Consider the following 20,548-nt stretch of genomic DNA (forward strand, 5'->3'; position numbering starts at 1 on the left):
CTCCTCATTGGAGCTTTTTTTATTTCTCAGCTTCTTTCTTTTGTTCTTTGATAATGTGTTCTTGTTCTACCGCATAAATTTTTGCTTTTGCGTCTTGCTCTTCTCTGTATTGCTCATATTTTTGAAATCCCCAAACACCCAGATTAATAAACACTAAAATAGGGACAATACTTGCAAATATCCATGGATTAAATTGCTTGTTTGGATCTTTTATCTTCTTGGCTTTTTTCTTTGATTTTTTATCAGCTCCGAATCCATCAACACGCGAACTCGTAATGAATTTTTGCGCATTAAATTTTAATTGAAAATGCGTTTTAACATCAGGGATTTCTTTACGTACAACTTTTGGTGGGCGCCCTTTTGCATGGGTTGGCTCGGGTAGATGATCATCTACGTTATCTTCAGGCGCACTCTCATTCAAAGGTTGAACTTTCGTAAGTGGTACGACAGCTGACTCATCTAAGACTGGCACACGGCGACTTGGCTTTGATTCGAGCATTTCTTTAATTTGCTCTTCCTCAAGAGGTTCACCTAAGGAAATTTTAGATACTGGATCTGAAACTTGATCTGCATGATGTTCAGCACCAGAACCATCCAACACGATTGATTCTTTACTCAGTATATTAAAATTTAGTTCAAAATCTTGGATTTGTGTTTGTGAGTCAAGCGTACTTTCCTGATCTGCAAGACGCTTTTCGATCAGCTCATCTAGCTCTTGTTCAAACTTCTTAGACTCACCTTCTAAATCTTCGTGCGCACGATAAAAAAGTTGATTCAAGGGTTGTTCGACGCGTGCATGTTTATTGTCTAACCGCACGATAAATTTTGCATGACGTTGGTCGTCTTTATCGACCACGATACATTTCACACGCTCACCAATTTGAGGCGCGATACTGGAATTTGCCATGTCATTCAATACGAAATGTACATCAAAATCATGATCATTGATTTTGATAATTCCTGCTTTCAATGCAGGGTCGTACGAATGTAAAACACCCCTGTAAAACATGTTATTTCCCCAGCATAAAAAAGATTGATTCTTAGTAATTAGTTTTTTTAAATTTATCGTTGAATCAAAATCTTAATAAAAAAGGAGGCCTTAGCCTCCTCTATAATTTAATCAAATTTTAATCTTTTTGTACAGAACCAAAAATTTTATCGCCAGCGTCCCCAAGACCCGGAACGATATAACCATTCTCGTTTAAACCGTTATCCACAGCTGCTGTAAAAATGACAACATCAGGGTGTGCTTCTTCCACACGTTTAATGCCTTCTGGCGCTGCAACCAAAACCATCACTCGGATATCTTTACAACCACTCGCTTTAAGGACATCAATAGCAGCAACCAATGATGATCCAGTCGCAAGCATTGGATCAATAATCATCGCTATACGGTTTTGTACGTCAGGTACCAATTTCTTATAGTATGTACGTGCTTCTAATGTTTCCTCATCACGCTCTAAACCAAGAACAGAAACTTTTGCACTTGGAATAAGATTTAAGAAACCATCAAGCATACCAATGCCAGCACGTAAAATTGGTACAACAGTAATTTTTTTACCTGCAATACGCTGTGTTGTCACCGGGCCATTCCAGCCATTAATTTCGTGATCTACAACAGGTAAATCTTTGGTTGCTTCGTAAGTCAGTAACATTGTGACTTCTTGCGCTAACTCACGGAAGTTCTTCGTGCTGATATCTGCACGGCGTAATAAACCTAATTTATGACGAATGAGCGGATGACGAATTTCTTGGATTGGCACGGGAGAACACCTGAAGCATAAATGTAAATTCTGTCTATTATAAATGTTTTTAATATAAGAAATAAGAAAAGCCCTCAATGAATGAGGGCTTTTTTTGTTAACAACAATAGTTTTTTTAGATTAATCGATCAACTATTGAAGAACGATATGTAATGGCGCGATCAATTGTGCTTGATTTGCCATCGCAATGACTGGATCTGGATATACACCGATTACAAGCACTGCAAGCGCAGCAAGCAATACCATAATACCACCCACTTTTTGACCCCAATGTTTATCAGCATCAATACGTGGAGTGTCTGGTGGCGTCATATACATGACGATCATGACACGTAGGTAATAGTATAGACCAATACCAGAACCCACAATGATCATCGCAGCGAAGAACCAATGTGCTTCAGACACAACTGTCATGATCAGCATGAATTTACCGATGAAGCCTGCAGTTAACGGAATACCTGCAAGAGATAGCATCATCACAGTCAGTGTTGCCGTCAATACTGGACGACGCCAGAATAGACCACGGTAGTCTGCAAGTGATTCTGCTTCGTCATTGTTGTTGTATGGGCTAGACATCAACGCTACAGCACCAAACGCACCAATCGTCGTTAATACATACGTTAATACATATAAACTTACTGACGTTAAGCTTAAGAAAGATGTCGTAACAACAGCAAGGAATAAGTAACCAAAATGCGCAATTGACGAGTATGCCAAAATACGTTTTAAGTTCACTTGTTTCACTGCAAGCATGTTACCAATCAAGATTGATAACACTGCAATGACGATCAAAATCGTTTTGATCGATTCGATACCAATTACACCTGAAGACAGTAAGTAACGTACGAATAAACCAATCATTGCAACTTTAGCTACAGTAGCAAGGAATGTTGCAATTGGTGCTGGAGCACCTGCATACACATCTGGTGTCCATTTATGGAATGGCGCTAAAGACAATTTAAATGCAACAGCTGCGATGATTAAACCAAGACCTAAGATTCCAAATACAGTGGTAAGTTTCTCACCAAATTGAGGAATATAAGCTTGTAGCGCCATCATCAATTGAGGATCTTGAGACTTAGTTAACGCCCAGAACATATCATCCACTTGACCCGCAAATGATAATGAACCTAGAACTGAGTAAACATAAGCCATACCCATCAACAACATTGCAGAAGCAGTTGCTGAAAGTACAAGATATTTAATACCCGCTTCGAGTGACTTACCGCGTTGGTAGGTATAAGCAATCAGACCGTACACTGGAATCGACATTAACTCTAAGCTAATGAAGAATGATGCAAAGTGTGAACTTGTTACCATTAACATTGCCCCTGAAACAGAGATCAACATTAATAGATAAAGTTCTTCACGATTATCTTTATAGGTTTCGATATATGCATGTGACAGTGTGCAACAAGCCAATGCAGCAATCAAAATAATCACTTGATAGAACAAACCAAAAGCATCAACCATAAATAGGTTCATGACATTTGGTGAGATCTGAGAACCTGAAAACAACGTGAATAGAATATTCAACAATGCAAGGTTAAGACCGATAACAGATACTGTCGCAATCAAATTATGATTACGTTTGATTGCAGTCAAAATCATTACGATGATTGCTGTTAAAGCAACAATCATCACAGGAGCTAATGGCATTAGCTCAGAAAATGATAGTGTGAAGTTCATGACTTATTGCATCTCCACATTTTCGAGTTGAGTTGTGGCTTGTTCAACCACTTCAACTACTTCTTGTACTGGAATGTAGCTATTCGCAATCCAAGCCAAACTTGATTCTGAAATATCAAGGAAGCTTTGTGGATACAAACCAAGCCATAACAGACCGAACGCACAAATTAACAAAATACCAAGCTCACGCGCATTAAGATCTTTTAATGGGTTCGCATAGTGTTGTTTTTGCTCTTCGTTTGGCACACCAAATAACGCTTTATGAATCAGGATTAAACCATATAGACCCGCAAATACTAAGCTGATCGCAGCAATAATCGTGAATGTAGGGAATTGAGCAAATGCACCCATCAAGATGAGGAACTCACCAATGAAGTTACCTAAACCAGGGATACCTACAAGCGCAGCAATAAAGAACATCAAGAAGAATGGTAAATACTGGAATTGACCACGAATACCACCCATCAAGCGTAAATCACGTGTGTGAAGACGCTCATACACTTGACCACACATAATGAATAATGCTGCTGACGATAAACCGTGAGCCAACATCATGACCATCAGGCCTTGGAAGGTCAGGATGTTACCTGCGTAGATTGCAAGTAAAACAAAGCCCATGTGTGAAATCGACGTATACGCCAACAAACGTTTCATATCGGTTTGCTGGAAAGCACACCAAGCACCGTAGAAGATACCGATTAAACCGAAAATGATTGCTACATCAGCAAACTGCGCTGAAGCAACTGGGAAGAATGGAATGACGAAACGAAGTAAACCGTAAGCCGCTGTCTTAATTAAGATACCCGCAAGGTCTACAGAACCTGCTGTAGGTGCTTGTGCGTGCGCGTCTGGTAACCAACCATGCAATGGGAAAACAGGAAGTTTGACTGCAAAACCAATAAACAAACAAATCATAAATGCAAAGGCAATTGATGACGTTTGTGGGTTAGCATCCAATGTATTCGCAACAGCGAGTAAATGGTTATAACTGAAGCTGATTGTATCTGTCATCATGAAACCGTAGATCACAAGACCTAAGATACCAATCAACATGATCAGACCAGCCACCTGCGTGTAAATAAAGAATTTAGTCGCAGCGTAAACACGAGATTTACCAGAAGCACCTTTGTGGCCCCAGAGTGCAATCAAGAAGTAGATTGGAACGAGCATCATCTCCCAGAAGAAGAAGAACAAGAACAAATCAACAGCCAAGAATACACCGATCACGCCACCTAAAGACCATAAAAGGTTTAAGTGGAAGAAACCAACGTTCTTCTGAATTTCACCCCAAGAACAGCCAACCGCCAATACACCTAGTAAAGCAGTTAAACCGACCATTAGAAGTGAAAGACCATCCACCGCTAAGTGGATGTTAATGCCAAGGGTTTGAATCCAAGGTACATAGAACTCTGCAGACCAAGTCGGTACAGTTTCACCAATTTGGTAGCTGTAGGTACCTGATTGCCATAAAGCAACGGTCATGCCCAAAGTAATGAGCATACCCACAAGTGCGATATAACGTGGTAGGTGTTGATCTAATTTATCAACGACCCAACAAATAAAACCAGCAATGAACGGAATGAGGATCAGCGCGGGTAAATACCAGTTATTGATGTTTTCCATCTTATTTCCCCACGATCTGAGTCACGATCAGAATCATGATAATCACCACGATACCGAACGCCATGCTCGATGCGTACTCACGCAAAGAACCTGTTTGACGTGAACTAGTGAAGCTATGACCACCTTTAACAATCGCTGGCAATACAAGCCATACGCCATCAATCGGGTCACGACCAATCATTTTTGCAATAAATAAGTAAGGTTTTACAAACACAAGGTCATATAACGCATCGAAACCAAGCGCATTACGACAGATATTCGCAAGTCCAGCACCCAATGAAGTGCGAGCAAAACCTTGAACTGCTTTATAAGCAAAAGCAAATAAGACAACACCAACCGCTAAACCAGCAAGTGCGATTGCAATAGCGACATATTCTGCACCATGCGCACCAGCTTCTAGCGCTTCAGGAATAACAAATGCAGGTATTTGTGCTGCATCAAGAATACTCATGACTGGCGCTTTAAGTACGATTGCCAAACCTGTAGAAAGGACAGCAAGAATCGCTAAAGGAGCCCAGTAAGTTGCACCTTTGATTTCGTGATATGGCGTTTTCTCTTCGCCAAAGAACACAATCCAAATTAAACGGAAAGTATAGATTGATGTTAAGAATGCACCAGCCACACCGACCCAATACAATGTATTGAATACAGGTAAACCTGCGATATGACTTTGTGTCCACACAGCCGCCAAGATTGCGTCTTTTGAGAAGAAACCAATTGTTAAGAATGGAATCGCTGCTAAGGCACCGCCACCGATCGCGAAACAAGCAAATAAGAATTTATTACGCTTGAACAAACCACCCATTTTGAAAATGTTTTGTTCGTGATGGTATGCAAGAATCACCGCACCTGATGACAAGAACAACAACGCTTTGAAGAATGCGTGTGTCAACATGTGGAATAGACCAGCTTGGTATGCTTCAGCACCTACAGCCATAAACATATAACCCAACTGACTCATGGTTGAGTAAGCAAGAATACGTTTGATGTCTGTTTGAACCAGTGCAGCAAAACCTGCAACTAATAATGTCACCGCTCCTGTGATTGAGATAAACACCATGACTTCTGGTGCCATTTCAAATACAGAGAACATACGGCAGCATAGGTAAACACCTGCTGTTACCATTGTTGCAGCATGGATTAATGCAGATACTGGTGTAGGACCCGCCATTGCGTCTGCTAACCATGTTTGTAATGGGATTTGCGCAGATTTACCTGCAGCACCCAAGAACAACATTAATGCAGTCCAAATGGTTAACGATGAGCTTTGTGTCATTACCACAGGCGCAGCAGCAACGATTTCAGCAATATTCAATGTTCCAAATTGTTGGAAAATTAAGAACAATGCGATGAGTAAAAAAACGTCACCTATACGTGTCACGGTGAATGCTTTAATTGCAGCAGCACCATTTGCTGGATTTTGGTAGTAATAACCAATCAGCAAGTATGAGCACAAGCCAACACCTTCCCAACCTAAGAATAACAACGCAAGGTTGTCACCCAACACAAGCAATAACATGCTTGCAACGAATAGGTTGAAATAGGAGAAGAAACGTGCAAAGTCTTCTTCACCACGCATATACCATGATGCAAAGATATGAATTAAGAAACCCACACCCGTAATCATGCCAAGCATAAGTAAAGATAAACCATCTAAGTGCAAGCTAATACCTGGCTCAAAACCACCCACACTGAACCAAGTCCAAAGGTGAGTCACTTGAGATGTTTCACCGCTGTTGATGAAATTCATACCAGCCAATAATGCACATAGTGCTGAAAGACCAACTGAACCCACACCAATAATGGCAGCTAAAATTTCAGGAAGCTTATTACGCCCTGCCGCTAAAAGGATAAAACCAATGAGCGGAAATAATATGGTTAATGCTAATAAACTCATCCGCGCATCTCACTAGCAGCATCTACATCCAAATGATGGAAGCGATGATAGAACTGAAGGACGATCGCAAGCCCGATACACGCCTCTGCCGCAGCAAGCGTTAAGATCAAGATAAACATGATCTGACCATCTGGTTGCACCCATGCACTACCAGCGAGGACGAATGCAAGCGCTGCTGCATTCATCATGATCTCAAGGCTCATTAACATAAATAGAAGGTTGCGTCGCACCATTACACCGTAGAAACCGAGTGCAAAAAGAATGGTTGCAACAATCAAACCATGCTCTAAAGGGATATTACCCATTATTCTTTTTCCTCTTCTGCACTTGGTTCACGTTTGCCTAAGTGGAATGCAGCGACTAACGCAGCAAGCAATAACATTGCGGCAACTTCAACCAATAATAAATATTGTGTAAAGAGTGCTTGACCAACTTCTTTAGGGCCTACAACTTCTGTACCCATTAAAGGACCAGAAATGCTGTGCTCTGAAGTCATTGTCCAAACTAAAACCAGACCCATTAAAAAGCTCATCAATGCAGGGTAAGCCCAAGCATCAGATGTTAACCATTTACGTTCTTGTTCAACAGTTTGAGAGCCAAGGTTCAACATCATCACAACGAAGACGAAAAGAACCATAATTGCACCAGCGTAAACAATAATCTCAAGTGCACCTGCAAATGGTGCACCCACGATCATGAACATACCAGCAACTGCAAGTAACGAAACGATTAAGCTTAAAAGTGCGTGTACTGGATTCGCATTAGTCACAACACGAACCGTAGAAACGATGGCCACAAGTGCCATCAAATAAAATGGCCACATCATGGTAATAAGCTCCGTACATCGACAGGTGCGCTTTCACGCTGAGCCTGACCTTTGTCTTTACCAGCTACAGCCATTCCCGTTACACGGTAGAAGTTATAGTCTGGATATTTACCAGGACCAGAAATGAGCAAGTTTTCTTTCTCATAAACTAAGTCTTGACGAACGTATTCACTGAGTTCGAAATCAGGTGTCATCTGAATAGCAGTTGTAGGACATGCTTCTTCACACATACCGCAGAAAATACAACGAGAGAAGTTGATACGGAAAAATTCCGGATACCAACGACCATCTTCTTTTTCAGCTTTCTGTAATGAAATACAGCCAACAGGGCAAGCTACAGCACACAAGTTACAAGCTACACAACGCTCTTCACCATCTGGGTCACGTGTCAATACGATACGGCCACGGAATCGTGGTGGAACGATTTCTTCAGCTTTAACTTCAGGGTATAAAATAGTGTCACGTTTACGTGTTGCGTGGCTGAATACCATCCACAACGAACGTACAATTGACCCAAACCCAGCTAGAATTTTATACATAATGTTCTCCCTGCTGTCCTAGGCCTGATTCATTAAAATCACAGCACCAGTCACCAACAAGTTGACCAACGCTAAAGGCAAACAAATCTTCCAACCAAAGTTCATCACTTGGTCATAACGTGGACGCATTAATGAACCACGTGCCAAGACAAACATCATCACAAAGAATGCTGTTTTAATCATGAACCAGAATGCTGGAGGTAGGAAATCTAGACCAAATGGTGCTAACCAACCACCGAAGAATAAGGTTACGATCAAAGCTGAGATCAGGACAACATTGACGTATTCCGCAACGAAGAACATCCCCCACTTCATACCACCATATTCGACATGGTAACCTTCCGCCAATTCTTGTTCCGCTTCTGGTTGGTCAAATGGATGACGATGCGTTACCGCAACACCTGCAACCACGAAGATGAGGAAACCTAAGAATTGTGGAATGACAAACCATACATCTTTTTGAGCTTCTACGATTTCACGCATGTTGAATGAGCCTGCAATTGCAACCACACCCATCAAGGAAATACCTAAAAAGACCTCATAAGAGATCGTTTGAGCTGCTGAACGAAGACCACCGAGTAATGCATATTTATTGTTTGATGACCAACCACCAAATAAAACTGCATACACTGCAATACCCGCCATTGCCATAAAGAACAATAGACCGATACTCATGTCTGCAACACCTAAATAAGGTGATACAGGGATAACCATGAACGATAACACCGCAGTTGCCATTGCAACTGCTGGAGCTAAACGGAAAGTCAATTTATCTGCAAACTTTGGTGTCCAGTCTTCTTTGAACATGATTTTCAGCATGTCGGCAACAATCTGGAACATCCCCCCAGGACCTACACGGTTTGGACCGTAACGGTCTTGCCATAAGCCAAGTAAACGACGCTCAATGAAAGACATCAACGCAGCAATCAAAACTACAACGAGCAAGATCACAATCGCTTGAACTACAGAGTAGGCAATTGGCCAGTTCTCAGCCCAAAGCGGCGTTTGACGGATTAATTCTTGTTCCATGAATTATGCTCCTACCGCGACTGATACAGGCTCAGCTAACGATACCGTTGGCGCGAGACCAATTGGGTAACCAATATAACCTGTAGGTAAATATTCAATGACTTGAACAGGAAGAACGATCGAAGCCTCACCTGCTTTCACAGTAATGTTTTGGCCGTCTTTCACATTCAAGCGCGCTGCATCTTGCTCACCTACTGCAAATACCGCTTCTGGAATACGAGACTCCATTGCAGGTGTTTTCACTGTGAATTCACCAGAACCAAAAATATGATGCATTGGAACAAGGCGGAAACTCTCAGCATTTACAAGAACTGGTGCTGGTGCAACGTATGTGCGTGCTGGTAATTTCGCAAGGCGATCAAATAAACGAATACCTGAATCACCACCTTTTAAAGAACCGCCCACTGATTCTTGGAACTTATTCCAAGCTTGTGGCGAGTTCCAACCTGCTGACCATGCAAATGGAACTAACGCTGACGGCGTTTGGTTCCCGACATAACCTTCCATAGAGAATGTTAATGCAGAGTCTTGATCAGTTGGTTGTTTAGGCTCATGGACAGATAACGGCGCACGAAGTGAAGTACGACCAGAGTAACGACGTGGTTCACGTGCCACTTTAAGACCATGGACACGGAATCCTGCATCTGGTGCTACATCTTGAATCGCTTCAAGCGCAGGTACATTCTTGGCAACTGATTCGATGACATCATCAAGCACAGTCCAAGAAATTGCTTTGCCTTTCACGCCAGTTTCAATGGCATGTAACCAACGCCAAGATTCTTTGATCGCAAGTTCTGGTTTGTAGTAACTTGGGTCATATACTTGATAGAAACGTTGTGCACGGCCTTCTTGAGATACCACAGTACCGTCACCTTCAGCAAAGCTCGCTGCAGAAAGAACGATATTCGCTCTTTTCACCGTTTCAGTTTCTGAATGGTCAAGCACGATCACGTCTTTACCAGACAAAGCAGCATCTACTTGCACTGCAGGTAAACGACGATAAAGGTCGTTTTCTACAATCACGACAGTGTCATAGTCTTGTGCAAATGCTTGCTCAAGGCTGTTACCGCCAAAGATTGCTAAGCCCATTGAGTTCACTTCAGGAACAGTCAAAGTTAGACCCGCATTACCCAGATTCTGTGCAACTTGTGCAGCAGCTTCCATAATTGCAGCTTCTTGCAAGCTTGTACCAGAGATAATCAATGGTTTTTTTGCAGCTTTTAAAGTGTCAGCAATGGTTTGAGCAAATGCTTTTGCATCTTCTTCTAAACCGGTAATACTTTCACCTTTCACCGCCGCAGCAACAGCAAAACCTAAACGTGCGATATCATTTGGAGAAGCAACGACTTCACCAGTAGCTACGTCAGATAAACGTGTTTGAGTCGCAGCCAAGATATAAATTGGTGATTTTTCGTCTTGAGCAATACGTTGTACTGGCTCAGCCAACCATTCTTGTGTACGGCGTTCTGCAGCCATTTCTTTGGCTTTGTTTTTCGCAGCTTGACGTACAGACAATGCCATACGTGGTGCAGTTTGAGTTAAATCTTCACCGAGAATTAAGACAGCATCGTAACTTTCAATTTCACGCATGCCTGGGTTATATACACCCTCGGTTTGCATAATTGATGCAGCAAGTTCAACCAAGTTTTGCTCTTTTTGAGACATACCTGTTGAATAGTTTGCTTGTCCAACCAATTCACGAAGCGCAAAGTTAGACTCAAGAGATGCACGTGGAGAACCAATACCCAATACTTTTTTGCCTTGGATTTTCTCAATCACGGTGTCTAACGCTGTATCAACTGAAACAGTCTCTACATTGCTACCTGAACGGAATTGCGGTTGACGTGGACGGTCTTCACGGTTCACATAACCCGTACCGAAACGGCCTTTATCGCACAGGAAGTATTGGTTGACTTCACCGTTAAAACGGTTTTCTACACGACGTAATTCACCATAACGCTCACCCGGAGAGATGTTACAACCTGAAGAACAGCCTTGGCAGACGCTTGGCGCATACTGCATGTCCCATTTACGGTTATAACGTGCAGAGTGTGTTTTGTCTGTGAATACGCCCGTCGGACATACTTCAGTTAAGTTACCCGAGAACTCAGACTCTAAAGTACCTGATTCTGGACGACCAAAATAAACACGTGAAGCGTTTGCATATACACCGAAGTCTGTGCCACCTGCGTAGTCTTTATAGTAACGAACACAACGGTAACATGCGATACAACGGTTCATCTCGTGCGCAATAAACGAACCAAGTTCTTGGTTGTAATGCGTACGTTTCGTGAAACGGTAACGACGACGGTCATGTTGTGTCATCACAGTCATATCTTGAAGGTGACAATGACCACCTTCCTCACAGACTGGACAGTCATGTGGGTGGTTCGTCATCAAGAATTCAACAATAGATGCACGGAAATCTTTTGCTTCTTTGTCTTCAATCGAGATGTAGGTATTGTCAGCTGCAGGTGTCATACATGACATAACTAAACGACCGCGAGTATCTTCTGGATTCGCGTATTGAGTTACAGCACATTGACGGCAAGAACCGACAGAACCTAAGGATGGATGCCAACAAAAGTACGGGATATCAATACCCAAAGACAAGCATGCTTGTAGCAAGTTCTCTGAGCCATTGACTTCATACGATTTGCCATCGACATGAATTGTAGCCATAGTCGAATTCCTTAAGCTTGTTCTACGTTGCTAACTTGAGCAGCGGCATTCACCACTTTTGCTTCAAATTCGCCACGGAAATATTTGAGTGCACCCATGAGTGGTTCCATAGCACCAGGAGCGTGAGCACAGAAAGTCTTACCAATCCAAAGCTTACGTGTAAGCTCTTGCAAATGATCGATGTCTTCTTTCTTGCCTGTACCATCTTCAAGTGCTTTAAGCGCTTTCACCGCCCAAGGTAAACCATCACGACATGGTGTACAGAAACCACATGATTCACGCGCAAAGAATTCTTCTAAGTTACGTGTTGCTGAAACCATACATTGAGTTTCATCAACCACCATGAGCAAACACGTACCTAAACGCGAACCTGCTTTCATGATGCTTTCCGCATCCATTGGAAGATCGATGTGTTCAGCTGCCAAAAAGTCAGTTGATGCACCACCTGGTAACCATGCTTTAAGCTTTAAGCCATCACGCATACCACCCGCATGTTCTTCAATCACTTCACGTGCAGTTGTACCAAATGGAAGCTCCCAAAGACCAGGGAATTTCACTTTACCTGATGCACCATAAATTTTTGTGCCAGGATCTTTCGACTTACCTGCAGATAAATTGATATACCACTCAGGACCACGCAGCATAATTGCTGGTAAGTTATTGTAAGTCTCTACGTTGTTCACAATCGTAGGACGACCCCAAGCACCTGCAACTTGCGGGAATGGTGGTTTTGTACGTGGATTTGCACGGCGACCTTCAAGCGAGTTAATCAATGCAGTTTCTTCACCACAGATATAACGACCCGCACCAGTATGCACATGTAGTTCAAAGTTCCAGCCAGAACCAAGGATGTTTTCACCCAAGTAGCCTTTGGCACGAATTTGTTCTAAAGCTTGGTTCAAATACTTCGCAGCTTCGATGTATTCACCACGGATAAAGATATAACCATGGGTTGCTTCAAGTGTATAACCTGCAATTAACATCCCTTCGATCAATTGATGAGGAAGTTTTTCCATCAACAGACGGTCTTTGAATGTACCTGGTTCCATCTCATCGGCATTACAAATCAAGTAACGAGGACCTGAATTGTCATTTGGTGCCATGAGCGACCATTTAATCCCTGCAGGGAAACCAGCACCACCACGACCTTTCACAGTCGCTGCTTTAATGATTTCCAATACATCTTTAGGCGGCATTGTGAGTGCTTTCTTGAAACCCTCATACCCGTCAAGAGATTCATAGTCTTCTACACTATGAACAAATTCTTGCTTGCTCAAACGCCATGTTAATGGGTGAGTTTCTGGGTTACCGTCGCCATAAATCGGTTTTGGTTCAGTATTCATACATACTTCTCCAATAACTGTTTCACTGAAGAAACTTCTACTAGGCCGTGAGTATCTTCATTAATCATCAAGGTTGGACCCTTATCACAGTTTCCTAAACAGCAAATCGGGAGCAAAGTAAAACGACCATCAGCAGTCGTTTGACCAAATGAAATCCCGAGTTCGCGTTGGAATGCTTCTGCTAAAGTTTCTGCACCCATCAAGAAGCAAGCAATAGAATCACAAAGCAAAATCACGTTGCGACCTACTGGCTGGCGGTAAATACGGTTATAGAATGTTGCCACACCTTCCAAATCAGCAAGGCTCATTGACAACATCTGCGCAATCGCATTCATTTGCGCATCATCCACCCAACCATTACGACGTTGAACACATTTAAGTGCATCTAAACATGCCGCACGTGGGTATGGGTAATGACCAATGTGATGCTCGATTTCGTGGATTTCTTCCGCAGTTAAAATCCCTTCGACATTCACACGTGGCTTTTTATCAGTCAAAATCATCATAATGCGTACCCCTTAGCGATCCACGTCAGCCATTACGACATCAATCGTCGCTAAATAAATGATTAAGTCAGATACAAGACTGCCGTTAATTACAGAAGGAATTTGCTGTAAGTGCGTGAAGGTTGGTGTACGAATACGGGTACGGTAACTCATCGTTGACTTGTCTGAAGTCAAGTAGTAGTTCGATGCACCTTTTACCACTTCCGCCATAACAGATGCTTCACCTGCTGGCATGACAGGACCCCATGACACGCTTAAGAAGTGCGTAATCAAAGTTTCAATGTCTTGTAGTGTCTTATCTTTCGGTGGTGGAACAGCCAATGGGTGATCCGCTTTATAAGGACCAGATGGCATGTTATCCAAGCACTGTTTGATGATTTTTAAAGATTGTTCGATTTCACGGTAGTGAACGATCACACGTGCATATGCATCGCCTTCGTATTCTACAGGCACTTCGAAGTCGTAATTTTCATAACCGCTATATGGACGATATTTACGTACGTCAAAATCAATACCTGTTGCACGTAAACCTGTACCTGTTACACCCCATGCCAATGCAGATTTTGCATCGTATTGCGCAACATTACGGGTACGACCTTCAAATACCGAGTTTTTAAGTGCTGCAGTATGATATTCCTTCAAACGTTTAGGCATCCAATCCAAAATTTCACGGATCAAATGTTGCCAGTTGTTTGGAAGATCGTGTGCAGTACCACCGATACGGAACCATGCTGGGTGCATACGGTAACCAGTGATTGCTTCAATCGCGTCATAGATCTTTTGACGATCGGCGAACATATAGAATACAGGGGTCATACCGCCAGCATCCTGAATCGCTGTACCGATATAAAGCAAGTGGTTATTAATACGGAATAGTTCCGACATCATGACACGAATACATTGCGCACGTTCTGGCACAGTGATCCCTGCCATCTGCTCCACACCCATCACATAAGGCATGTTTTGCGCACAACCACCTAAGTAGTCAACACGGTCAGTATACGGAATGAATGAATGCCAAGTTTGACGTTCAGCCATCTTTTCCACACCACGGTGGTGATAACCGATATCAGGCACACAGTCTTTCACTTCTTCGCCATCTAACTGCAAGATCACACGGAATGCACCATGCGCAGATGGATGGTTAGGACCCAAGTTCAAGAACATGAAGTCTTCATCAGCATTACCGCGTTTTAGACCCCAATCTTCAGGTACAAAACGTAAATGCTCTTGTTCGAAATCTTGTTTCGCTTGGTTCTGACGATAAGGTGTGTATTCAGTCGCACGTGCAGAATATTCTTTACGCAACGGATGACCTTCCCAATACGTTGGCAATAAAATACGACGGAGCATTGGATGCCCTTCGAAGTTAATGCCGAACATATCGTAAGCTTCACGTTCGTACCAGTTGGCATTTGGCCAAATGTTGGTTGCTGTTGGAATATTGAGATCATACTCATTCAACGCAACTTTAATACGAATATCCGTATTACGCTCTAGTGACAACAAGTGATAGAACACAGTGAAGTCAGACGCAGGTAACCCATCGCGGTGAGTACGTAAACGCTCATCTACCGCTGACAAGTCAAACAACATCACGTAAGGACGTGACACTGTACGCAAGAACATTAATACGTCTTGTACACGTGAGCGCTCAACCCAGACTGTTGGAAAGTCTTCAAAAGTCGTTTGCACGTAGAAATTCTCACCAAACTTGGTTTTGAGCTCTTCTACAATTGCAAATGCTGGGCGTGAATCAACTGGAGTTGATTCTGGCATAGCAATGTCAGTTTCAGCCATTGGCTTGGCTTCCTATTTAATACAAATTCATTCAACCAAAACGACAATTACACCCAAGCGGGTGCATCAATATTATTTGCCGTTAAGATTATTTAATTTCATCCATAGAGCGTAAGTGTTTTACTGCAATACGTTCAGCATTCTTACGGTCACGTTCAGGCTGCATCTTTGGCTTATAAACTGGCTTAAGATCATCACCGATCACCGCAGAAAGCGGACGACGCTCTAATTGAATTTGGTCTTGCAATAACATCAACGCTTGGATTAATGCTTCAGGACGCGGTGGGCAACCTGGAATATACACATCCACTGGAATGATTTTATCGACACCTTGTACAACCGAGTAAATGTCATACATACCGCCAGAGTTTGCGCATGCACCCATTGAGATCACCCATTTAGGTTCTAACATTTGCTCATAAAGGCGTTGAATTACAGGTGCCATCTTGACGAAGCATGTACCCGCAACAATCATCAAGTCCGCTTGACGTGGTGAAGCACGAATTACTTCAGCACCAAAACGTGACAAGTCATGCACGCCTGTTAAAGTCGTTGCATACTCTACGTAGCAGCAAGATGTACCAAAGTTGAACGGCCAAACTGAGTTTTTACGACCCCAGTTTACTGCTGTATGCGCCAAATCCTCTAAACGAGTCATGAACACATTCTTATTCACTTCTTCTTGTAGAAGCGGATCTTCTACAACGATACGCTCTTGAAGTGGATACTGATCAGCATCCGGATTCGCACGGGTTAATGTATATTTCATCCCGTATTACTCCTTATCAGATGATGTAGTCGTTGGCGAAGCTTTTACACGACCAGATGATTGCGCTGGAATTTGACCTGTAGGGTCAACCACCAACTCCTCAATTGAGTTGAAGCGAGTAATTTCTGCGAGATCCATATTTGGCGAACCAATTTTAGGTTTAATCCCTGCTGCTTTACGCTTATCAGATGGCGCCCAATTTAATGCACCAGTAGACAACTCATAAATCAAGCCAACGAGTAAAACTAAAATAAATACAGCTGCTGCTGCAAAACCGATCCAACCCACTTCACGAACTGACGCAGCCCATGCATAGAGATAGAGCGCTTCTAAGTCAAACACAACGAAGAAGATTGCAACCAAATAGAATTTTGCAGATAGACGAATTCGTGCTCCACCAGCACTAACTACGCCTGACTCGAACTGCTCTTGCTTAGCACGTCCCCACGATTTACCCCCTAGGAGTAGCGGGACAGTGAGCATAAAGACGCATAAAAATGTAACGCCGATCACGAAGGCAATTATTGCCCAATCGTATGGAGTAATGGCACTCATGCGGGGATAACTCCTGGCAGGCCTATTTATTAACAAAGAATGTATGTATTGGCCTTCAAATACACCAAACACAAAATTAATCCCGCCAATTGTACCTGATTTATGATTTCTGTTGCTAGCCAATCCCTCTAAGTCTTTAGGATGAATTTTGCCCTTTTTCCAGATTTCATGGTGATTAAAGTCAATAAAACCTTATTTAATCGTAGAAAGTTATCAAGGTAATAAAACTGATTATTTTTTCCGAATAATCATTCAAAAAATTCAATCGCCCCCAACCTACCCACTATCATTTTTTAATTTTTCATTCGTGTTAGGTCAGCTTTTTTTTGCACCAATATGGCTCAATTATTTTTGATTTATTCTATTTTAAAAGTTTTAAATTTTAATTGCTTACAATGTTTTAATTAACTTTATACAAATTGTGCTGATTTTCGTTATATGCTCAATTAAATAATAAGGAGAAGATCTATGAGTCTAGAATTCACACACAAACCTAACTATTTTTTATTTGCTCAGTTGATCGTCCATCATTTAGACAGCTATATCAAAAAACATCCTGATGCAACGAATGCTATTTTTGATTTACGCGATATTTATCAAATTTTCCGCCAAGACCTCGCCTCAACAACCACTAATCTTGATGCTATTCTCAACATCGCAGATGAATATACAGTTGAAACCCTTCACGGCGATCAAAAACTGATTAGCAATTATCATATTGATGCAACCAATAACAGTTTACTGATCGATTTCAATGCCGATGCCTTAAATGCACTTAAACAAGGAAAACGCATCATTGAACCGAATGCCAATAATTACCAATAAAAAGCAATATAAAATATAAAAAAAGCGCTTAATCGCGCTTTTTTTAATTCTTGCTATATTCTGATGTTTGACTGGTTTGAACAATCTTCTTCTTTTTAAATCTTTTAGCTGGCCATTGCATAGTAAATCGTGCACCGCCCATTTTAGGACTTTGATCCACTTGAATCGTACCGCCAAACCAATAAGCGATTCGACTTACAATAGACAAGCCTAAACCATATCCGCCTGAGGCACGTGTACGACTATCATCCAAGCGAGCAAAAGCTTCAAACACTCGCTTACGATCCTCTTCAGGAATCCCCGGACCATCATCTTCAACTGAAATATACGCCATCCCCTGAGCATCAATCCCACCAGTAATCAGCACTGTATCATAGCAGTATCGGATCGCATTTCCGACTAAGTTTTGTACTACACGATGTAAATAACGGCGTTCCGCATCCACCACCAAAGCTTGTGATGGCAAATGCAATTGAATATTTTTATTAGTTTTTAATGCTTTAGTTTCAATAGCGACTTGCTCAAGCACTTCGTATAGTCGAATTTCCTCAAAATCAATAGAAGGCATGCCTTGCTCAAGCTTAGCATAGGTCATGATTTCATCAATGAGGGTATTTAAAGCCTCAATGTCTTTATCAATCATTTCTACTTGTTGCTGACGATACTCATAATCCTCTTCATCAACCAACATTTCCATACCAAAGCGAATACGTGCGACTGGCGTTCGTAGCTCATGTGATACAGCTCTCATTAACTCTCGCTGAGCTTCGATTAAACGCTGTATATGATCTGACATACTGTTATAGCTGGCTGCCAAATGTGCTAACTCATCATATCCTTCGACAGGAACGCGAACGGACATATCCCCTTTTTGCATAACATTTAAGGCTGAGTTAACTTGCTTCAACTTGCGTTGCATTGGGACAATCAGACCATACACACCAAGCGACAAAATAAACATACTCAGCAAAGTAATCCCTGCCGCCAATTGGAATGGCATCCAATTGAACATTGGCACTGGTCCCATCACCAATACGTCACCAGACGAATTCGTCATTGGAGAAATGACAGAAATCGTAGTACCACGAATGCTAGCGCTATCCTGATACAGGATAACCCCTTGATCCGCACGTAAACGACCAATTTGCTCGGAATCTAAATTGAGATCAGAAAGATTTTGAATGCTTAAATCATAAGAAAAGTGTTGCTTAATTTTTGCAAGATATTCCCTTTCCTGCCCTGGATAATAAACCAAGTATTCCCATACAAAGATTGGCAAGGCCTTCATTTGACGCTCACCAATATTATCCACTTTCACATAAAGTAAATGCTCAGGGTCATCTATTAAACCAATAATGACATAAGCAATACTTTCTTTGGCGTCATACCGCACCACTGCTTTGCGCTTTTCTAAACGATATTTTTCGGTGCGTGAAAGTTCGACTTTATCAGATTCTAGATAATAGATTGGAAGTTCGAGCAAATCAGATGCATCTGATATCCAATCCATTCTTTGTTGCATGGTTTGTTGTCTTGAAACACCCTCGCTAATGACGTACGAAATCCCATCAGTCAATGACTCACGGTATTCCTGCGCGCGTTGATAGTTGATGATTTGCACAAGCAAATAACCAAATATGGCAACCAGCACCACCAAAATGACGAGACCTGCGTAGATACGCAGGAATATACTGTGTTTAGACACTAAGGTATGACCTTCTGAGGAGTGAGGGCATTACCGCGGGGATGTGATTACATCCCGTTGGTTTCTTTAACGAATAAATATCCTTTACTACGCACGGTTTTAATACGTTTAGGATTTTCAGGATCATCACCAATTTTTGGACGGATACGAGAAATACGAACATCAATTGAGCGGTCTTGACCATCATATTCAATACCACGTAGACGCTCAAAAATGTCTTCACGTGAAAGGATACGACCAGCATTAGATGCCAACAACCATAATAAGTCATATTCTGCACTTGTGAAATCTACAAGCTCACCGTTTAAGGTTACAGAACGACCACCATTATCAATCACTAAATCATCAAATTCGATACGTTGAGCAACTTCATCCTCTGGTGTTTTGTCTGTACGACGAAGCAAAGCACGAATACGCGCTAATAGAACGCGTGGCTGAACTGGTTTCGCAACATAATCGTCTGCACCCATTTCAAGACCCAATACTTGATCCATGTCTTCAGTACGAGCAGTCAACATTAAAATCGGTTGATGATAATGTGGACGAACCTCACGACAAACAGTTAGACCATCAGCACCAGGAAGCATAACATCCAGCACCACCATATCCGGTTGCTCTGCGATAATACGACGGATTGCACGATTACCGTCTGGTTCTACCCCAACTTCTAATCCATTACGAATTAAATACTCTTGCGTTAAACGCGCAAGACGCTCGTCATCTTCAACGATCAAAATCTTTGGTAACTTTTCTTCTTGGCTCATAGAATGCCCCTATATTGTTACGATATCTGCTGATTAAACTTCACAGATTTACATCGATATGTTTTGCAATATACACACGTTTACATTGTAAACAAGAGCCTGTTCACGAAACTGATACACGAGCGTAGTCTTTTGTTATCTTTTTATTAACTATTGATAAATAGATAGTTTTGCCAAGTCGATCAATATTTTCAATCAACTTTAAACTTTCAAACACAAATCAATTTGATGAT

Annotated in this window: 18 protein-coding genes; 1 reads left to right on the forward strand and 17 read right to left on the reverse strand. The window is 41.9% G+C overall.

Going from position 1 to position 20,548, the window contains the following annotated elements; all coding sequences use genetic code 11:
* Positions 1 to 19: 19 nt before the first annotated feature.
* The 15 genes from AC1M86_RS08585 to ndhC all read right to left on the reverse strand — a co-directional run bounded on the left by AC1M86_RS08585 (position 20) and on the right by ndhC (position 17,021).
* Positions 20 to 1,009, reverse strand: coding sequence for a hypothetical protein (locus AC1M86_RS08585; RefSeq protein ID WP_481607757.1), 990 nt, complete (start codon positions 1,007 to 1,009; stop codon positions 20 to 22).
* Between the two features lie 118 nt (positions 1,010 to 1,127).
* Positions 1,128 to 1,763, reverse strand: a complete 636-nt coding sequence (upp, locus tag AC1M86_RS08590) for a uracil phosphoribosyltransferase (RefSeq protein ID WP_035267277.1) — start codon at positions 1,761 to 1,763, stop codon at positions 1,128 to 1,130.
* Between the two features lie 132 nt (positions 1,764 to 1,895).
* Positions 1,896 to 3,452, reverse strand: a complete 1,557-nt coding sequence (gene nuoN / locus AC1M86_RS08595; RefSeq protein ID WP_481607758.1) for an NADH-quinone oxidoreductase subunit NuoN — start codon at positions 3,450 to 3,452, stop codon at positions 1,896 to 1,898.
* A 3-nt stretch (positions 3,453 to 3,455) separates the two neighbouring features.
* Complete coding sequence (nuoM, locus tag AC1M86_RS08600) at positions 3,456 to 5,075, reverse strand: NADH-quinone oxidoreductase subunit M (protein WP_092766950.1); 1,620 nt, start codon at positions 5,073 to 5,075, stop codon at positions 3,456 to 3,458.
* 1 nt (position 5,076) lies between these two features.
* Positions 5,077 to 6,972: an NADH-quinone oxidoreductase subunit L gene (nuoL, locus tag AC1M86_RS08605; protein ID WP_481607759.1), complete on the reverse strand. Its 1,896-nt coding sequence runs from the start codon at positions 6,970 to 6,972 to the stop codon at positions 5,077 to 5,079.
* Positions 6,969 to 7,277, reverse strand: coding sequence for an NADH-quinone oxidoreductase subunit NuoK (nuoK, locus tag AC1M86_RS08610; RefSeq protein WP_004695395.1), 309 nt, complete (start codon positions 7,275 to 7,277; stop codon positions 6,969 to 6,971). The genes nuoL and nuoK overlap by 4 nt, the downstream gene beginning before the upstream one ends.
* Positions 7,277 to 7,795 carry an NADH-quinone oxidoreductase subunit J gene (gene nuoJ, locus AC1M86_RS08615; RefSeq protein WP_171076777.1) on the reverse strand — a complete coding sequence of 173 codons (519 nt, stop codon included), beginning with the start codon at positions 7,793 to 7,795 and terminating at the stop codon, positions 7,277 to 7,279. Before nuoJ ends, nuoK begins: the two co-directional genes overlap by 1 nt.
* Positions 7,795 to 8,337, reverse strand: a complete 543-nt coding sequence (gene nuoI, locus AC1M86_RS08620) for an NADH-quinone oxidoreductase subunit NuoI (RefSeq protein ID WP_035267267.1) — start codon at positions 8,335 to 8,337, stop codon at positions 7,795 to 7,797. The genes nuoJ and nuoI overlap by 1 nt, the downstream gene beginning before the upstream one ends.
* 18 nt (positions 8,338 to 8,355) lie before the next feature.
* Entirely contained in the window at positions 8,356 to 9,366 is a 1,011-nt protein-coding gene (gene nuoH / locus AC1M86_RS08625) for an NADH-quinone oxidoreductase subunit NuoH (RefSeq protein WP_035267266.1), read from the reverse strand.
* 3 nt (positions 9,367 to 9,369) lie between these two features.
* Entirely contained in the window at positions 9,370 to 12,048 is a 2,679-nt protein-coding gene (gene nuoG, locus AC1M86_RS08630; protein ID WP_035267264.1) for an NADH-quinone oxidoreductase subunit NuoG, read from the reverse strand.
* A gap of 11 nt (positions 12,049 to 12,059) precedes the next feature.
* The gene (gene nuoF / locus AC1M86_RS08635) at positions 12,060 to 13,391 is read right to left on the reverse strand and encodes an NADH-quinone oxidoreductase subunit NuoF (protein ID WP_481589066.1); all 1,332 of its coding nucleotides are present in this window, start codon (positions 13,389 to 13,391) and stop codon (positions 12,060 to 12,062) included.
* The gene (gene nuoE, locus AC1M86_RS08640; RefSeq protein WP_035267260.1) at positions 13,388 to 13,897 is read right to left on the reverse strand and encodes an NADH-quinone oxidoreductase subunit NuoE; all 510 of its coding nucleotides are present in this window, start codon (positions 13,895 to 13,897) and stop codon (positions 13,388 to 13,390) included. Before nuoE ends, nuoF begins: the two co-directional genes overlap by 4 nt.
* Before the next feature lie 12 nt (positions 13,898 to 13,909).
* Positions 13,910 to 15,697: an NADH-quinone oxidoreductase subunit C/D gene (nuoC, locus tag AC1M86_RS08645; RefSeq protein WP_481607760.1), complete on the reverse strand. Its 1,788-nt coding sequence runs from the start codon at positions 15,695 to 15,697 to the stop codon at positions 13,910 to 13,912.
* An 88-nt stretch (positions 15,698 to 15,785) separates the two neighbouring features.
* A complete protein-coding gene (locus tag AC1M86_RS08650; protein ID WP_035267257.1) occupies positions 15,786 to 16,466 on the reverse strand; it encodes a NuoB/complex I 20 kDa subunit family protein in 681 nt (226 codons plus the stop codon).
* A 6-nt stretch (positions 16,467 to 16,472) separates the two neighbouring features.
* The gene (ndhC, locus tag AC1M86_RS08655; RefSeq protein ID WP_035267255.1) at positions 16,473 to 17,021 is read right to left on the reverse strand and encodes an NADH-quinone oxidoreductase subunit A; all 549 of its coding nucleotides are present in this window, start codon (positions 17,019 to 17,021) and stop codon (positions 16,473 to 16,475) included.
* Positions 17,022 to 17,489: 468 nt separating this feature from the next.
* Between ndhC and AC1M86_RS08660 the strand changes: the two genes are divergently transcribed.
* On the forward strand, positions 17,490 to 17,846 hold the full coding sequence (locus tag AC1M86_RS08660) for a hypothetical protein (protein ID WP_481607761.1): 357 nt from the start codon (positions 17,490 to 17,492) through the stop codon (positions 17,844 to 17,846).
* Positions 17,847 to 17,889: 43 nt separating this feature from the next.
* Here the strand turns inward: AC1M86_RS08660 and bfmS are convergent, their stop codons facing one another.
* Positions 17,890 to 19,551: a sensor histidine kinase BfmS gene (bfmS, locus tag AC1M86_RS08665; protein WP_481607762.1), complete on the reverse strand. Its 1,662-nt coding sequence runs from the start codon at positions 19,549 to 19,551 to the stop codon at positions 17,890 to 17,892.
* Positions 19,552 to 19,598: 47 nt separating this feature from the next.
* Positions 19,599 to 20,315 carry a response regulator transcription factor BfmR gene (bfmR, locus tag AC1M86_RS08670; RefSeq protein WP_035267251.1) on the reverse strand — a complete coding sequence of 239 codons (717 nt, stop codon included), beginning with the start codon at positions 20,313 to 20,315 and terminating at the stop codon, positions 19,599 to 19,601.
* Positions 20,316 to 20,548: the final 233 nt, after the last annotated feature.

This window comes from Acinetobacter sp. ANC_7654, from assembly GCF_056779855.1.

Excerpts from the sequence above, each read along its gene's own strand:
- AC1M86_RS08585 (WP_481607757.1), bottom strand. The coding sequence starts at position 1,009 with ATGTTTTACAGGGGTGTTTTACATTCGTACGACCCTGCATTGAAAGCA.
- nuoN (WP_481607758.1), bottom strand. The coding sequence starts at position 3,452 with ATGAACTTCACACTATCATTTTCTGAGCTAATGCCATTAGCTCCTGTG.
- nuoM (WP_092766950.1), bottom strand. The coding sequence starts at position 5,075 with ATGGAAAACATCAATAACTGGTATTTACCCGCGCTGATCCTCATTCCG.
- nuoL (WP_481607759.1), bottom strand. The coding sequence starts at position 6,972 with ATGAGTTTATTAGCATTAACCATATTATTTCCGCTCATTGGTTTTATC.
- nuoK (WP_004695395.1), bottom strand. The coding sequence starts at position 7,277 with ATGGGTAATATCCCTTTAGAGCATGGTTTGATTGTTGCAACCATTCTT.
- nuoJ (WP_171076777.1), bottom strand. The coding sequence starts at position 7,795 with ATGTGGCCATTTTATTTGATGGCACTTGTGGCCATCGTTTCTACGGTT.
- nuoI (WP_035267267.1), bottom strand. The coding sequence starts at position 8,337 with ATGTATAAAATTCTAGCTGGGTTTGGGTCAATTGTACGTTCGTTGTGG.
- nuoH (WP_035267266.1), bottom strand. The coding sequence starts at position 9,366 with ATGGAACAAGAATTAATCCGTCAAACGCCGCTTTGGGCTGAGAACTGG.
- nuoG (WP_035267264.1), bottom strand. The coding sequence starts at position 12,048 with ATGGCTACAATTCATGTCGATGGCAAATCGTATGAAGTCAATGGCTCA.
- nuoF (WP_481589066.1), bottom strand. The coding sequence starts at position 13,391 with ATGAATACTGAACCAAAACCGATTTATGGCGACGGTAACCCAGAAACT.
- nuoE (WP_035267260.1), bottom strand. The coding sequence starts at position 13,897 with ATGATGATTTTGACTGATAAAAAGCCACGTGTGAATGTCGAAGGGATT.
- nuoC (WP_481607760.1), bottom strand. The coding sequence starts at position 15,697 with ATGGCTGAAACTGACATTGCTATGCCAGAATCAACTCCAGTTGATTCA.
- AC1M86_RS08650 (WP_035267257.1), bottom strand. The coding sequence starts at position 16,466 with ATGAAATATACATTAACCCGTGCGAATCCGGATGCTGATCAGTATCCA.
- ndhC (WP_035267255.1), bottom strand. The coding sequence starts at position 17,021 with ATGAGTGCCATTACTCCATACGATTGGGCAATAATTGCCTTCGTGATC.
- AC1M86_RS08660 (WP_481607761.1), top strand. The coding sequence starts at position 17,490 with ATGAGTCTAGAATTCACACACAAACCTAACTATTTTTTATTTGCTCAG.
- bfmR (WP_035267251.1), bottom strand. The coding sequence starts at position 20,315 with ATGAGCCAAGAAGAAAAGTTACCAAAGATTTTGATCGTTGAAGATGAC.